This window comes from uncultured Pelagibacterium sp. (assembly GCF_963972885.1).
Classification (GTDB): Bacteria; Pseudomonadota; Alphaproteobacteria; order Rhizobiales; family Devosiaceae; genus Pelagibacterium; species Pelagibacterium nitratireducens.
In genome coordinates, this window is sequence record NZ_CAXAXY010000009.1 from 1 (window position 1) to 15,869 (window position 15,869).

Consider the following 15,869-nt stretch of genomic DNA (forward strand, 5'->3'; position numbering starts at 1 on the left):
AGCCGCATCCCGGCATCGTATGATCATGCATCACGTACGCTGGGACAGGGCGCCACGGGGACCTTGTTTCGGGTTCACCTGCCACTGTCGCGGACGGCGCTGACTGCGGCGGGACTTCTGGTTTTCGTCGATTGCATGAAGGAATTGCCGGCAACGCTTTTGCTGCGGCCCCTCAATTTCGAGAGCCTTGCGACGCTGCTTTATGGCGAGGCGGCACGCGGAACCTATGAAGACGCGGCGCTGGCGGCGCTGATCATCGTGGTTATCGGGATTTTGCCGGTGGTGCTTCTGGCGCGAATGGGCCGGACCGATCGGTAGGATCGGCCCGGCCCCGGAGCCTTATCGCACTCCAGCAATTCAACCTAGAGCCGTGGACTTGATTCAATCGAGGCCTCGGCTCTAATCCCTTGTTTTGTCGCGTGTCCGAACCGCAAAACCGTTTCCACTTTTGCTGGACACGCTCTATACCTTCGGTTTTGCCGGGGCCTTGCGGACAGGAGCCTTTTTGGCCGCGGCGGTCTTGACCGCACCAGCCTTGGGGGTTGCTGTCTTTGCTTTTGCGGCGGGCTTGCGCGCCGGCTTGGCGGGCATGGCGACCGCGCCGGCGCCGCCGACAACGCCCTCATCGGGCGTGCCCTGGGTCGTCGGGTTTGCCGGCTTTGCCGATTTGGCGGCGGGAGTGGCCCTGGCCGGTGCGCTGGCACCGGTCGTCATCGGTTTTCCTGCCTTATCGAACAGGTGATAGAGATCGCCCTTTGGGGCAAAGCTGATCTGGGCGCCAGACTTGTAGGGCGTCTTGCCTTCCTGGCGGATGATGATCGCGTCTTCCTCGCCAATATCGACATAGATGAAGCTGTCCGAGCCAAGGTCTTCGGAGTAGATGACCTTACCCGACCAAACACCCTTGCCGGCGGGCACGATTTCCATGTGCTCGGGACGCACGCCGACAGTGGTTGCCTTGTAGGACTCGGCATTCTTGCCGGTCAGGAAATTCATCTTCGGCGAGCCGATGAAGCCCGCGACGAAAAGCGATTGGGGATGATCGTAGAGCTCCATGGGAGTGCCCACCTGCATCACCACGCCATCCTTGAGCACCACGATGCGGTCGGCGAGCGTCATGGCCTCGACCTGGTCGTGAGTGACGTAAACCATGGTGGTGCCGGGCAGCGATTCCTTGAGCTTGGCAATCTCCATACGGGTCGCAACGCGCAGGGCGGCGTCGAGGTTGGAAAGCGGTTCGTCGAACAGGAAGACCTGCGGATTGCGAACGATGGCGCGGCCGATGGCGACGCGTTGACGCTGACCACCGGAAAGCGCCTTGGGGAGCCGTTCGAGATAGGGGCCGAGCTGGAGCATTTCGGCAGCGGCCTCGACCTTTTTCCTGATCTCGTCTTTGGGCGTGCGTGTCAGCTTGAGCGAATAGGCCATGTTGTCGAACACTGTCATATGCGGATAAAGCGCATAGGACTGGAAGACCATGGCGATGCCGCGCTTGGAGGGCGCTACGTCGTTGACGACGCGGCCACCGATTTCAAGCTGACCGGCCGAAATCGTCTCGAGCCCCGATATGGTGCGCAGCAGCGTTGACTTGCCGCAGCCCGAGGGGCCGACAAAAACGATGAACTCACCCGACTTGATGTCGAGATTGATATCCTTGAGCACTTCGACATTGCCGTAGCGCTTGTAGAGATTGGTAATCTGCAGGTCAGACATCGTTACTCCCCTGGACTGTTTTGTCCTTAATTCATACGCCCAATATAGGCCCCGAACGGACCGAAACTCAACCGATTGGCTTCCAGCTGGGCATCGGCGCCGGGCGCGCCCGCATCTTCGAGGACCAGGCCGTCCGGCACATCGACGATGATGGGCTCAGGGGCCATGTTGAAGGCGCAGAACAGTTTATCTTCGCCCACCGTGCGCGTGAACGCCAGGACCGTTTCCGGCACACCTTCGACCAGCTCGAGATCACCCTTGATCAGGACCGGATGCTCGCGCCGGAAGCGCAAAATGGCGCGGTAAAGCGAGAGGATCGAATTGGCAACATTGTCCTGCTGATCGACAGCGTAAGGCAGATGCTGGGCCGGTACGGGCAACCATGTGCGATTGGCCGTGGAGAACCCGCCATTGCGGACATGGGACTGCCAGACCATCGGTGTGCGGCAGCCGTCGCGGCCCTTGAACTCGGGCCAGAATTCGATGCCGTAGGGATCGACAAGGTCGTCATAGGCGATCTCGGCCTCGGTCAGACCGAGCTCTTCGCCCTGGTAAAGGCAGACCGAACCGCGCATGGTCATAAGCAGCAGCGCGGTCTGACGGGTCAGACGATCCTCGAACCCGTGCGGCGCCCAGCGGCTGACGTGACGGACGACGTCATGGTTGGAAAAGGCAAGGCATATCCAGCCATCCGGTGCCTTTTCCTGCGTCAGGCGCAGCGCGTCGCGGAAATGAGGGGCGGTGTATTCGCCGCCGAGATAATCGAACGTGTAGCACATGTGCAGCTTGTCATTGCCCGAAGTGTACTGGGCCATGATCTCGAGCTGATGCTGGGCATCGCCGATTTCGCCGACGGCGGTTGTGCCGGGATACTCGTTGAGCAGCGCGCGCATACGCTGAAGGAAGGCAATGTTTTCAGGACGGCTCTTGTCGTAGAGGTGTTCCTGAAGATTGTAGGGATTGACCGCGGGCGCTGTCGAGGCGTTGAACTCTTCGGGCCTGACCGGGGGATTGTTTTCAAGTCCCTGGGAATGGAAATAGAAATTGACCGTATCGAGCCGGAAGCCATCGACGCCACGTTCGAGCCAGAAACGCATTTCACCCAGCAGGGCGTCCTGAACTGCGGGGTTGTGGAAGTTCAGATCGGGCTGGGAGACAAGGAAATTGTGCAGGTAGTACTGCATGCGCCGCCCATCCCAGTGCCAGGCCGAGCCGCCAAAGATCGAGAGCCAGTTGTTGGGCGGGCTGCCATCGGGCTTGGGATCGGCCCAGACGTACCAGTCGGCCCTTTCATTGGTGCGAGACAGGCGGCTTTCGGCAAACCAGGGATGGCGGTCCGAGGAGTGCGAAATCACCTGGTCGATGATGACTTTGAGGCCCAGCGAGTGGGCCTTTTCAAGCAGCCGGTCGAAATCTTCGAGCGATCCGAAGGTGGGGTCGATATCGCGATAGTTCGAGACGTCGTAGCCGAAATCCTTCATGGGCGAGGTGAATACCGGGGAGAGCCAGATCGCATCGACCCCCAGATCGGCGACGTATTCGAGGCGCGAGGTGATGCCCACTAGATCGCCAACGCCGTCGGTGTTGTTGTCCTGGAACGATCGCGGATAGATCTGATAGATCACCGCACCGCGCCACCAGTCGCTGGCGGCAGACGAGGTGTCTTCGGGATGCACGAACTGGCGTGACTCGGTCGCAAAATAACTCATGGCCGAGCGAACTCCCCCTAAGCGTGTACGCGGCAGGGTTGCCCCCTTGCCCGCAAATATAAAACCCTGGTTTGTCGGCGCCCTCGGGCACCCGCCAAACGCCTTTATTGCTTGTATCCAAAACGTTTTGGCTTAGAATCCTTACGCTGACGGTCCGACTGGCGTCAACCGGGACTTGCATTGTCTCGCGCAATATTGTGCAAGAGGCAACAAGGCCGATGCCCACCGAGAAACAAAGGGATCGGCAGTGGTGAGGCGTGCGGGTGGAGGAGCCCTGAACAGACGATGACCACAGGCCCGAACCGGTCGCGCAAGCAGACCGGGGCGCAGAACCGAAACGTCACGATCAAGGATCTGGCGGCCGAACTCGACGTTTCGATCACCACCATATCGCGGGCGCTCAACGGCTATGCCGATGTGGGCGAAAAGACCCGCAAGAAGGTGATCGATGCGGCGCGCCGGCTTGGCTATACGCCCAACCGCAATGCGCAACGCCTCGTGACACGGCGCAGCCATTCGATCGCCTGGGTCCAGGCCGATGACGACAACAAGTTCGTCGATCCCCATTTTGTCGAGGTGATGGCGGGGGTTTTGCGCGAGGCGCGGATCGACCACTACGATATCGTGATGACCAGCGAGACGCCCGAGCGGCAATTGGCGACCTATGAGCGCTATGTGCGTGATGGGAGCGTCGACGGATTCATCGTCGACCTGCCCCGCCCCAACGATCCGCGCATCAATTTTCTGCTCGAGGCCGAGGTGCCGTTCGTGGTGCATGGGCGCGAAGAGCGGCAGGACCGGTATGGCTGGGTGGACGTCGATAATTACGGCAATTTCTATAATCTCACCAAGCTGATCCTGGCCAATGGGCACAGGCGCATCGCCTTCATCAACGGTGATGAGCGCTTCCTTTATGCGACGACGCGACGGCAGGCAGTCTATGATGCGCTGCGCGATCTCGGCCATGCGCCTGAGACCGTGATGTATCTCGAAGGCACGCACCCGATGGTGGAAGCTGGATTTCAGCTCACCGAACTGGCGCTGACCGACCCCTCGATCACGGCATTTCTCTATTCGTCGATCCTTCTGGCAACCGAGGGGCTGACGGCGGTATCACGCGCCGGGCGCGTGCCGGGGGAGGATGTCATGATCGCCTCGATGAATGACGAGTTGCAATATCTCAATCTCGCGCCGGTCGATGGTCAAATCACCTATGTACGTTCATCCCTGCGGGCCGCGGGCCGGGCGCTGGTGGCCGAAGTGATCCGGCAATGCGAACGCAAGAAGACAAGCGGCATATTGATTCCGTCCCTATTCGATCTGGGGGATGGGGTTTCGGGCGAAGCCATCGCCGGCAGCGTGCATTTTGCATAAAAAAAGGGCCGCCCTTTCGAGCGACCCTTCGTAACGATCGAATGTACCCTCAACCGCCCTTGACCGAACCGGCAAGAAGGCCGCGCACGAAGTAGCGTTGTAGCGAGAAGAACACGATCAACGGAACGATGATCGAAATGAACGCGCCGGCGGTCAGGATTTCCCAATTATCGCCACGCGATCCGAGCAGGGCCCGCAACTGTCCGGTGAGCACCAATTCGTCCGAACTTTGTCCAAGAAAGACGATGGCGACCAGAAGATCGTTCCAGACCCAGAGGAACTGGAAGATCGCAAACGATGCCAGGGCCGGAAACGAGAGCGGGAGAACCATGGTCGCGAAAATCTGGAAGTGCGAAGCACCATCCATACGCGCGCTTTCCATGATCTCGCGCGGCAGGCCCGCCATATAGTTGCGCAGCAGGTAGATGGCGAGCGGCAGACCGAAGGCGGTGTGGGCGAGCCATATCCCCAGATAGGTTTTCGAGTTGCCGCCGAACGTCGTTGCGATGCCGTTATACATCCGTAACAGCGGAATAAGCGACATCTGCAATGGCACAACGAGCAAACCGACCATCAGCGCAACCAGCAGCGTTCGACCCGGAAACCGCATCCACGCCAGCGCATAGGCAGCAAAAGCGGCGATGAGGATGGGGATGATGGTGGCTGGCACGGTTACGGTGAACGAGTTAACGAAGGCCCGCCCGATACCCGCCGAGGTCAGCACTTCGGTGTAGTTTTCCAGCGTGAACCGGGGCGGGACCGCCGAGGTGTAGAACAGCCTTACCCGGTCATGCTCGAAGGCGGTCGGCGAGGTCCAGACATAGGAGCCGTCTTCGGAGACGATGATTTCGCCGCCAACGCGCATTTGGGCCGGTGACCCCACAGAAAACTCGGTCGGGTTGTTGATCGAGGTGCCGAAGCTGACGATGGTTTCGTTGGAGCCTTCGGCCAGAACATTGCCGCGGATGACGTATTGTCCACCCTCCTCGACCTGATCCTCGGCGGTGCCGAGAACGCCGGCACTGCTGCGCTCGACAGTGGTCAGCGAGGTCCACCAGCCGGAAACGGCGAGTTGATCCTTATCCCGGACCGAGGAAATCAACAGACCGAACGTGGGCACAGTCCAGATCACGACAAGGAGCAACAGGGCAAGATGAGCCACTGCGCGTCCCGGTGTAACGCGGACCTTGCTCAGCCAGTTGCTCCTGGCCCCAGCGCTTGTCGTCTGCACGTCTGCAATCGTAGCCATCAGTGCGTCCCCTGCTCAGAACTGGCCTGGCGGATGTTCCAGATCATCACCGGCAGAACCGCAATCATGATGACCAGTGCAACGACCGATCCGTGGCCGAAATGGTTGGCGCGGAACATCTGGTCGTACATGAGGTTGGCCAGAACCTGGGTGTCCCACTGCCCGCCGGTCATGGCGAGCACGATGTCGAAAATCTTGAGCACGACGATGGTGATGGTGGTCCAGACCACGAGGATTGTGGGCAGGATCTGCGGGATCATGATATCGAAAAATATCCTGATATCGCTCGCGCCATCGATGCGTGCAGCCTCGATTGTTTCCTCGGGGATGCCGCGAAGCGCCGCCGAGAGGATCACCATGGCAAAGCCGGTCTGAATCCAGACCAGGATCACCATCAAAAAGAAGTTGTTCCAGAAGGGCAGCGTGATCCAGGCTTGAGGCTCGCCGCCGAAGGCCATGACAGCGGCGTTGAGCAAACCGATCTGCTCACCGGTGCCGCGATAGTCGTAGATGAACTTCCAGATCACCGATGCGCCGACGAAGGATATGGCCATCGGCATGAAAACGAGTGATTTGGCGATATTGCCCCACCAGAGCCGGTCGGCAAGGACCGCTACCAGCAGGCCAAACGCGGTTGCTGCCGAAGGCACCACGATCAACCAGAGCGCATTGTTGATGAGCGACTGAACGAAAGCGGGGCTGTTGAGCGCCCAGAACCAGTTGGAAGCGCCGACAAAATTGCGCCCGCCGCCATCATAGAAGGTCAGTCTTATGGTCTCGAAAACCGGATAGACCAGATAGACCGTAAGAAAGAAAAGTGCAGGAAAAAGGAAAAGCCAGGGACGTATGCGCGTGCGCAGGGTGTCACGCCGGATCGAGGCCGCACCATCGACATTGTCCGTCGACAGGGCCTTGTCGAGAAGCCAGTTGCTTCCCCAGAAATAGATGAACGCGAAACCAACGCCGACAACGATGGTTATGGCCGCATAGAGAACCTGATTGACCATTTGCTCCCCCACACTCTTTTTGTGAGTGTCTTGTTGGAAAACGCCGGAGCGGCAAACGCTCCGGCGTCAGTTTGTCAGATCAGAGATTGTTCCAGGCAGCTTCGATCTCGGAAGCCACCTCTTCAGCCGAGTCGCCTCCGACGAAATCGACCATGCCGGTCCAGAATGCACCGGCGCCGATGGCACCTGGCATCAGGTCCGAACCGTCGAACCGGAAGGTATCGGCGGCGAGCAGGATCTCACCTTGAGCGCGCAGGGTATCGTCGGCATAGGCTGCCAGATCGACACCGGTGTGCGGTGTCAGGAAGCCGGCGGTCGCCATCCAGATTTCGTGCGCTTCGGGATCCTTGAGGAAGTCCATGAAGGCGCGTGCACCCGGGGTGTCGTTGGTGATGGCAGCGAGCGTGCCGGCACCGAGGACCGGGTTGCCAAGATCTTTTTCGGCATAGCCGGGGAAGTAGAAGAAGTCGGCGTCCACACCGAGTTCGGTGCCTTCAGGGAAGAAGGCCGAGATGAAGGAAGCCTGGCGGTGCATGTAGCACTGGGGCGGAACCTGGAAGAGACCGGCAGGGCTATCGCGGAAGTCGGTCGTGCCAACTGCCTGAGCACCACCAGCAGCCCAGCCGTCGGACTTGACGAACGTGCCGAAAGTATCGATCGCCTCGACCACACGCGGGTCGTCGAACGCAATTTCGTGGGCAACCCACTGGTCATAGACGCTGGGCTCCTGGGTGCGGAGCATCAGATCTTCCACCCAGTCAGTGGCCGGCCAGCCGGTTGCTGCGTCCGATCCGATGCCAATGCACCAGGGCGTGCCGCCATCGGCCACGATCTGCTCGGAAAGTGCAAGCAGGTCTTCCATGGTCTCGGGCACTTCATAACCGGCATCGGCGAAGTTGTCGGGGACGTACCAGACCAGCGATTTCAGGTTCACGTTGTAGAAGAAGCCGTAAAGCTCTTCCTCACCGTTTTCGTTGGCGTAGGTGCCCAGATCGACCCAAGACTCGCCGGCAGCATAATTGTCGCGAATCCAGTCACCCGAACCTTCGGGGAGCGGCGTCAGGAAACCCTGGGACGCCATGGTGGCGGCGAGGCCGGGCTGCGGGAAGAAAGTGACCTCCGGCGCGGAACCGGCCTGGGCGTCAATCACGATCTGCTGTTCAAGGCTGTCGGAGCCGACATATTCAGCGTTCGCACCCGTGCGTTCGTTGAAGGCATCGACAACGGCCTCGAAGGACTCGATTTCAACACCACCGACCCAGGGGCCGAAAATGGTAAATTCTTCGCTGTTCAAATCAGGCAGGTCGACGGCCTGCGCGGCGGCAGGAGCCGCAAGGGCAAGGGAAAGCGCCAGAGCTGAAGCTCCAGCCAATAGGGTTTTGTGCATGTAGTCCTCCCATGGCACATGGAGACGTATATTATGGCGTCTGTCTGCCGAATACGACATTCCAAAACGTTTTGGCAACCAAAACGTTTTTGCCGCCCCTTTTAGCATTATGGGCTTTGTCGTGCGGCCCTTGGAGCGTTGCACAAAGCTTAAGGTTTGCCAAGCCGGTAACGCGGTGTTGCAGGGCGTTTGGCTGCCCCCATGCACCGGACCCTATCGGCCTTGCGACCCTGCCGATCCGGCATCGTAGCTGGCCCGTGCCGCGTCGATGGTAGAAACGTTTTCCGCCGCCCAATTGCTCAGTACGGTGACCGGTGCCTGCAGCGAGCGTCCCAGATCGGTCAGTTCATATTCGACACGAGGGGGAAGCGTGGCAATGACGGTGCGGCGCACGAGGCCGTCGCGCTCGAGGCCGCGCAGGGTGCGGGTCAGCATGCGCTGGGAAATATCGTCAATGGAGCGCAGCAATTGCCCGAACCGCAGAGATCCCTCCCCCAACCGCGTCACGATCAACAGACTCCATTTGTCGCCGATACGCCCGAGAACCTGACTGACCTTGAGGCACGTTTCAGTGGGATGGGTTTCTTGCATCGTCGTTACAGTCATGTGCCTTACCTTACAGAAAAGTGCCGTCTTGCGGGCAGTTCGACTTACTCTCATATACGACAGGAACAAAAAGTAACAAGAGGAACCGGCAATGCCTGACTATGGCCACGAGCTAATGTTCGGGACATTTACGACACCATCCGCCAAGGATCCCCAGCACGCCGTTGCGATTGCCCAAGTGGCCGAAGCGGCGGGGCTGGATGCCGTGACGATCCAGGACCACCCCTATAATTCGGACTTTCTGGACACCTACACGCTGCTGACCTGGATCGCGGCCAAGACCAGCCGCATCAGGGTAGCCGCCAATGTCACCAATCTTCCGCTTCGCCCGCCAGTGGTGCTGGCCAAGGCGGCCGCAAGCATCGACCTGCTTTCGGGCGGGCGGTTTGAGATGGGGCTGGGGGCCGGCGGGTTTGGCGATGCGATCAAGGCGGCAGGCGGGCGGGATCTGACCGCCGGCCAGCGCGTCGATGCGCTCGAAGAGGCAATCGGGATCATGCGGTCGATCTGGGATACCAGCCGGGCCGGGCTCAAGCATGAGGGCGAGCACTATCAGATCAATGGTCTGCGGCGCGGACCGCGTCCCGCGCACGCGATCGGGATCTGGCTTGGCGCCTACAAGCCCCGCATGCTTCGGATTACCGGAGCCAAGGCCGATGGATGGCTGCCAAGCTGGGATTATCTCAAGTCGCCCACGATGGTTGAATCGAACGCGATGATCGACGAGGCGGCGCGTGCAGCCGGACGGCAGCCTTCCGATATCAAACGGCTGCTCAACTTCGGACGTCCGGCCATTCAGTCGGCCAATGGCGGGTTCTTGCAGGGACCGGTACGCCAGTGGGTCGAGCAATTGTCCGAGCTGATCCTCGAACACGGGTTCAGCGGGTTCTTTTTCGGGGGTGACGACCCCGACCTGCTGCGGGCGATTGGCGAAGAGATCGCGCCGGAGGTCCGGAGCGTTGTGAGCAGGGCGCGGGCCGGTTCAGGTGTTGTGGCGCCGCGTCCGAGTGCGGTGCTATCCAAGCGGATGGAGGGGATCGATTATGACGGCTTGCCCCCTGCCCTTGCGGACCGCGCCATCGAGCCAGGCGATTTTCGCTATGAGGGCGTGCGGCATTCCTACATCTGGTCGGGGCGGCCGGGGCTGGTGATCAAGCCGGAAACGGCCGAAGAGGTTTCGGCGGCGGTGCTTTATGCGCGCAAGCAAGACGTGCCGCTTTCGGTGCGCAGCGGCGGGCATGGGATCAGCGGGCGTTCGACAAACAGAGGCGGGATTATCATCGATCTTGGGTCGATGAATGCCATTGAGGTGCTCGATGCGCAGAGCGGGCTGGTGCGGCTGGGCGCCGGTGCGCGCTGGAGTGAGGTTGCGGCAAAGCTCGGCGAGCATGGGCTGGCAATGAGTTCGGGCGATTATGGCGGCGTCGGGGTTGGCGGGCTCGCAACGGCGGGCGGGCTGGGTTATCTGGCGCGCAAGTTCGGGCTGACCATCGACCATGTGGTGGCCGCGGAGATTGTTTTGGCCGATGGGCGGATCGTGCGGGCGGACAAGGACAATGAGCCCGATTTATTGTGGGCCATTCGTGGCGCCGGCGGCAATTTCGGCATCGTTACGTCATTCGAGCTTGAAGCCTATCCCCTGGGCAATGTGATCCAGGCCGTTCAGGTATTCGATGGCAGCGATATGGCGGGCGTTCTCGAGCGCTGGGGCGCGCTGGTCGAGGCATCGCCGCGCGAGTTGACCAGCTTTCTCATGGCGGTGCCCGGACGGGCCGACCAGGGGCCGCTGGCCCAGGCGATCAGCGTTTATGCAGGCGAGGATGCCGATGCGGCGGCCGAGGCGATCAATGCTTTGGGCGAAGCCGGGCCGATTGTCGATCAGCGCGCTTATCTGACACCTTATGCCGGCGTTGTGGCCCATCCGGGCGGTGAGCATCGCGGGGGGAGCGCTGTGATCCGGTCGGGGCTGGTTGACCACATCACGCCCGAAGTCGCGGCGCGGGCGAACGGGCTGCTGGCCTCGGGGGCGGCCAATCTGTTGCAGATCAGATCGGTGGGCGGAGCCGTCAACGATGTTGCGGCTGACGCCATGGCCTATCCGCACCGGACGCAGAATTTTTCGCTGACTGCCGCCGGCAGTCGCGGGCGGGCGGAACTGCTCGATGGGCAATGGGGCGACCTTCGGCCACTGCTCAAGGGCATGTATCTCAATTTCGAGACCGACACACATCCAGACAGGCTGGTCGAGGCGTTTCCCGAGCCCACATTGTCACGATTGCGGGCGCTGAAACGGCGCTATGACCCTGACAATGTGTTCAATCTGAACTTTGCAATTGAACCCCAGGAGAGCATTCGCGCCGCCTCATGAGGGTCAGGCGACGCGGGAGCGGTTGGCTCCCGTGAGAAGAGACTGGAAGGCACGGTAGGACGATTTGGGCGTGCGTTTCTGAGTCTTGTAGTCGACGTGAACCAGCCCGAAGCGCTTGTCATAACCTTCGGCCCATTCGTAATTGTCGAGCAGGGACCAGCCGAAATAGCCCCGCACGTCAGCGCCGCGTCTTTGCGCGGCGAGGACGGCGCCCAGATGGCCGTCGTAATAAGCGATGCGACGCGGATCGTCGGTGCCCTCGATCTCGGCCATGCCGTTTTCAGTCACATAAAGCGGGATGTCGGTATAATCGGCGGCGATGCGGGTGAGGATTTCCTCGAGGCCCTCGGGGAAGATTTCCCAGCCGATGGCCGTCTTTTCGAGGGGGCCATCAACCTTGCGCAGCGGGAAGGCGCCGCGTTCGGGAGCGTGCTCGTAAAGGCCGCGGGTGTAGTAATTGACGCCGAACCAATCGAGAGGCGTTGAAACCACCGCCATATCGTCGGCGAAATCATCGGGCATGTGGGGCGCGAAATGAGCGAGGACGTCGGCGGGGTATTTGCCCTTGAACAATCCGTCGAGATACCAGCGGTTGAAGATGCCGTCCCAAAGGCGCGCGGCGCCCATATCCTCGGGCTTGCCGGTGGCGCCCTGGGCGACTTCGAAATTGCAAACGATACCGAGGTTCTTGCCGCCTTCGGCGCGCATGGCGTTGATGGCCATGCCGTGGGCCAAGAGCACATGATGAGAGGCACGGGCCGCGGCGCGGATGTCGCGATAGCCCGGTGCGTGGGCGCCGAGCATGTGGGACAGGAAGGCGACGCACCATGGCTCGTTAATGGTGGCCGTTGTTTCGAGCCGGTCGCCGAAATTTTTCTGGATCAACACGGCGTATTCGGCGAACCAGTTGGCGATATCGCGATTGAGCCAGCCGCCCCTGTCCTGCAGCGCACTAGGCAGATCCCAATGGTAGAGCGTTGCGAAGGGTTTAAGGCCCCGCTCGAGCATGCCGTCAATGAGCCGGTCGTAAAAATCGATACCCTTTTGATTGACCGCGCCTATGCCCTCGGGGATCAGGCGGGGCCAGGCGAAGGAAAAGCGATAAGCGTCGAACCCGCCATTGGCCAGCAGGTCGAGGTCTTCGGGCCAGCGATTGTAATGATCGCAGGCGATCTTGCCGGTTTCGCTGTTGTGAACATTGCCGGGCGTGGCTGAAAACGTATCCCAGATGGAAGACCCGCGGCCATCGGTCTGGCCGCCCTCGATCTGATAGGCAGCCGTGGCCGCGCCAAACAGGAAATTCTCGCCGAAATCGGCGCGTTTATGGCTGAACATTGTCGGCTCTCCGCCCAGAGTGCGATTTTTGTAATCGGTTACATTATGGTTATCAGCGTTTTTCGCCCTTGTCATCATCGAGAACCGAGACAATCGATGTCAGCCTATTTTTGCTCTCGATAAAGTCGCGGCAAGCCGCTCGGCAATGGCGAGGAACGCCTGCGCGTCGGGACCGTCTCCAGAGGACACGGCGGGTTTTCCGGCATCGGCGCCCTCGCGGATCGACATGACCAGGGGGATTTCACCGAGGAACGGGATGCCCATGTCCCCTGCTGCGGCTTTTGCACCGCCATGGCCGAAAATGTCGTAGCGGTTGCCGGTATCGGGCGCGATGAAATAGCTCATGTTTTCGACAATGCCGAGCACGGGGACGTTTGTCCTGGCGAGCATGTCGATGGCCTTTTTCGCATCGATCAGCGCCAGATCCTGTGGCGTTGAAATGATCACCGCGCCGGCCAGTTCGACCTGTTGAACAAGTGAAATCTGGATGTCGCCGGTTCCGGGAGGCAGATCGACGACGAGAACGTCGAGCTGGCCCCAATCGGTCTCACGCAGCAATTGGCGGAGCGCCGACGTTGCCATGGGACCGCGCCAGACTACCGCTTGCGTACCGGTGAGCATGGGACCGATGGACATGGCTTTGAGGCCATAAACTTCAAACGGCTTGAAAATGCCGTCGTCGCGGACAGCGGGCTTGCCTTCGATACCGAGCAATTTTGGCAGGGACGGACCGTAAAGATCGGCGTCGAGAATACCCACCTTGAGGCCCTGCCGGACAAGGCCCAGAGCGATATTGACCGCACATGTGGACTTACCGACACCGCCCTTGCCCGAGCCAACGGCAACGATGTGTTTGATGCCGGGAACGGCGGATTTGGGGGGCGGGCCGGGGCGCGGTGCAGCGCCTTTTGGCGCGGCCTGGGCCGGAGCCTTGTCGCCGGTTAGCGAGACCATGACCTTGCGGCCCTCGGCAGCCTGGTGGGCGGCCTGTTCGGCTGCCGTGCGAGCCGGGGCAAAGGCCGTTTCCATGCCCGGCGACACGGAGATGGCAAACGCCACTGCGCCCTTGGTAACGATGATGTCGGACAGACCGGGGAATTCGGCAAGCGAAGACCCGCCGGGCACTTCTATGGTGCCCAGCGCGTCCTGGATTTTCTTGCGGACATCATCCTCGGTCAAGTCGGGCTCAAATGATCGACTGGCCCGTGGACTTCCAATCCTTGACGAAAGCGTCGAGGCCCTTGTCGGTCAAGGGATGATCGGCAAGCTTTTTGAGCACGCCCGGCGGAATGGTCGCCACATCGGAACCGGCCAGAGCGGCGTCGGAAACGTGGTTGGGCGAGCGGATCGAGGCGGCCAGGATCTGGGTGTCGAAACCGTAATTGTCGTAGATCACCCGGATATCGGCGATGAGCTGCATGCCATCGAGATTGATGTCATCGAGACGGCCCAGGAACGGCGAGATGTAGGTGGCGCCGACCTTGGCGGCCAGCAGGGCCTGATTGGCCGAAAAGCACAGCGTGACGTTGGTCTTGATGCCGCGGTCGGACAGAGTCTTGCAGGCCTTCAGTCCGGCCAGAGTGAGCGGAACCTTGATGACGACGTTGTCGGCGATCTTGCTCAGCACATCAGCCTCGGCCATCATGCCGTCATAGTCCGTGGCGGCAACTTCTGCGGAAACCGGCAGGCCCGGCAACAGATCGCAGATTTCCTTGACCACTTCCTTGAAATCGCGGCCCGACTTGGCCACCAGCGACGGGTTGGTGGTGACGCCGTCGAGCAGGCCTGCATCATGCAGTTCCCGGATTTCGCTTATGTCGGCGGTGTCGACGAAAAACTTCATTTTCTCCCCCTTGGGATAATACTTTGGTCTAATGACCAAGGTGTAGCATGGAATGGCTGTGCCGCAATAATGGCGTCAGGTTTTATCGGGTTGCGCCAACGATGGCATCGGCCAAGCGCTGGATGCGTTCGTCAGCCAGGCCGGCGATGTTTATGCGGCTGTCATCCAACATATAGACAGCATTTTCGGCTTTTAAATGGTCGACGGTCTCAACTTTGAGCCCCAAAAGCGAAAACATGCCACGATGCTCGGCAACGAAATCGAAGTCCGAGCTGTTGGAGCGCGACCGGATCGCATCGGCCAGTGCCTGGCGGTTGGCGACCATGCGGTTGCGCATGGCCTCAAGCTCGGCCTTCCACTCGGCCCGCAATTCCGCATCGTCGAGAATGATACGCACGATCTCCGCGCCGTGATCGGGCGGCTGGGAATAGGCGCCGCGAATGACGTTGAGCATCTGTGAATTGGCAATGTCGGCCTGAGCCGCGTCCTTGCCCACCACGATGGCGCAGCCGACACGCTCGCGATAGATGCCGAAATTTTTCGAGCAGCTCGTCGCGCAGACAAATTCGTCGATTTCAGCCGCCAACGCGCGCAGACCGTACGCGTCTTCGTCCAATCCGTCGCCGAACCCCTGATAGGCCATGTCGACGAGCGGGAAGGCTCCGGTACGCTTGAGAGATGCAATGACCCTGTGCCACTGGTCGTGGTCGAGATTGGCGCCCGTGGGATTGTGGCAGCAGCCATGGAGCAGGACGATATCGTTCTTACCCAGGCTATCGAGTTTGGAGAGCATATCGGCGAACCGGACCTTGCCGGTTTCCGGGTCGAAATAGGGGTAGGCCTCGACCTTAAAGCCAGCCTGTTCGGCCATGGGCTTGTGGTTGGGCCATGAGGGATCGGAAATCCAAACGGTCGCGTCGGGGTTGGCGCGCTTCAAAAGCGTCAGCAGCACCCAAAGGGCACCGGTGCCGCCCGGCGCCTGTGCGGCGCGAACACGGTCGTCGGGTACCGCGCCATCGAGCGCGAGATTGACCATGGCCCTGGCAAAACCCTTGTTGCCGGCCACCCCGATATAGGACTTGGTTTTCGAGGTGGAAACGATCCGCTGCTCGGCTTTTCTGACGGCGCTCATGATGGGCGTGTTGCCCTCGTCGTCCTTATAGACGCCGATGCCGAGGTCGATCTTGCCGGGCCGGTCGTCGGCGGCAATTTCGGCCATCAGTGCAAAAATCTTGTCCTGGGGTGCCTTGGAAAGGGTCTCGAACATTCTCGCTCTCG

11 protein-coding genes and 2 pseudogenes are annotated in these 15,869 nt (G+C 60.6%); 3 read left to right on the forward strand and 10 right to left on the reverse strand.

Annotation, left to right across the window (positions count from 1 at the left end; translation table 11 throughout):
- Positions 1-318, forward strand: a pseudogene (locus AACZ55_RS03050) (iron ABC transporter permease); the annotation flags it as partial.
- Positions 319-711: 393 nt separating this feature from the next.
- Here AACZ55_RS03050 and AACZ55_RS03055 read toward each other — a convergent pair.
- Positions 712-1,713: pseudogene (locus AACZ55_RS03055) on the reverse strand (ABC transporter ATP-binding protein); the annotation flags it as partial.
- A 26-nt stretch (positions 1,714-1,739) separates the two neighbouring features.
- Complete coding sequence (locus tag AACZ55_RS03060) at positions 1,740-3,422, reverse strand: alpha-glucosidase (RefSeq protein ID WP_339642925.1); 1,683 nt, start codon at positions 3,420-3,422, stop codon at positions 1,740-1,742.
- A 285-nt stretch (positions 3,423-3,707) separates the two neighbouring features.
- On the opposite strand from AACZ55_RS03060, the gene AACZ55_RS03065 reads away from it, so the two are divergent.
- On the forward strand, positions 3,708-4,796 hold the full coding sequence (locus AACZ55_RS03065) for a LacI family DNA-binding transcriptional regulator (RefSeq protein WP_339642928.1): 1,089 nt from the start codon (positions 3,708-3,710) through the stop codon (positions 4,794-4,796).
- 49 nt (positions 4,797-4,845) lie between these two features.
- On the opposite strand, the gene AACZ55_RS03070 is transcribed toward AACZ55_RS03065, so the two are convergent.
- The 4 genes from AACZ55_RS03070 to AACZ55_RS03085 all read right to left on the reverse strand — a co-directional run bounded on the left by AACZ55_RS03070 (position 4,846) and on the right by AACZ55_RS03085 (position 9,045).
- Positions 4,846-6,045 (reverse strand): carbohydrate ABC transporter permease, encoded by a 1,200-nt coding sequence (locus tag AACZ55_RS03070; RefSeq protein WP_338607626.1) that lies wholly within the window; start codon positions 6,043-6,045, stop codon positions 4,846-4,848.
- Positions 6,045-7,052 (reverse strand): sugar ABC transporter permease, encoded by a 1,008-nt coding sequence (locus AACZ55_RS03075; protein ID WP_338607627.1) that lies wholly within the window; start codon positions 7,050-7,052, stop codon positions 6,045-6,047. Before AACZ55_RS03075 ends, AACZ55_RS03070 begins: the two co-directional genes overlap by 1 nt.
- Positions 7,053-7,131: 79 nt before the next feature.
- A complete protein-coding gene (locus AACZ55_RS03080) occupies positions 7,132-8,439 on the reverse strand; it encodes an ABC transporter substrate-binding protein (protein WP_339642933.1) in 1,308 nt (435 codons plus the stop codon).
- A gap of 213 nt (positions 8,440-8,652) precedes the next feature.
- Positions 8,653-9,045, reverse strand: coding sequence for a helix-turn-helix domain-containing protein (locus AACZ55_RS03085; RefSeq protein ID WP_338607629.1), 393 nt, complete (start codon positions 9,043-9,045; stop codon positions 8,653-8,655).
- A 91-nt stretch (positions 9,046-9,136) separates the two neighbouring features.
- On the opposite strand from AACZ55_RS03085, the gene AACZ55_RS03090 reads away from it, so the two are divergent.
- Complete coding sequence (locus AACZ55_RS03090) at positions 9,137-11,413, forward strand: LLM class flavin-dependent oxidoreductase (protein WP_339642942.1); 2,277 nt, start codon at positions 9,137-9,139, stop codon at positions 11,411-11,413.
- A 3-nt stretch (positions 11,414-11,416) separates the two neighbouring features.
- Here AACZ55_RS03090 and AACZ55_RS03095 read toward each other — a convergent pair whose 3' ends face one another.
- The 4 genes from AACZ55_RS03095 to AACZ55_RS03110 form a co-directional block, all read right to left on the reverse strand.
- On the reverse strand, positions 11,417-12,748 hold the full coding sequence (locus tag AACZ55_RS03095) for a GH1 family beta-glucosidase (RefSeq protein WP_338607631.1): 1,332 nt from the start codon (positions 12,746-12,748) through the stop codon (positions 11,417-11,419).
- Between the two features lie 99 nt (positions 12,749-12,847).
- Complete coding sequence (locus AACZ55_RS03100; protein ID WP_338607632.1) at positions 12,848-13,927, reverse strand: Mrp/NBP35 family ATP-binding protein; 1,080 nt, start codon at positions 13,925-13,927, stop codon at positions 12,848-12,850.
- 7 nt (positions 13,928-13,934) lie between these two features.
- Positions 13,935-14,591, reverse strand: coding sequence for a fructose-6-phosphate aldolase (gene fsa / locus AACZ55_RS03105; protein WP_338607633.1), 657 nt, complete (start codon positions 14,589-14,591; stop codon positions 13,935-13,937).
- 82 nt (positions 14,592-14,673) lie between these two features.
- Entirely contained in the window at positions 14,674-15,858 is a 1,185-nt protein-coding gene (locus AACZ55_RS03110; RefSeq protein WP_339642947.1) for an amino acid aminotransferase, read from the reverse strand.
- Positions 15,859-15,869 lie beyond the last annotated feature (11 nt).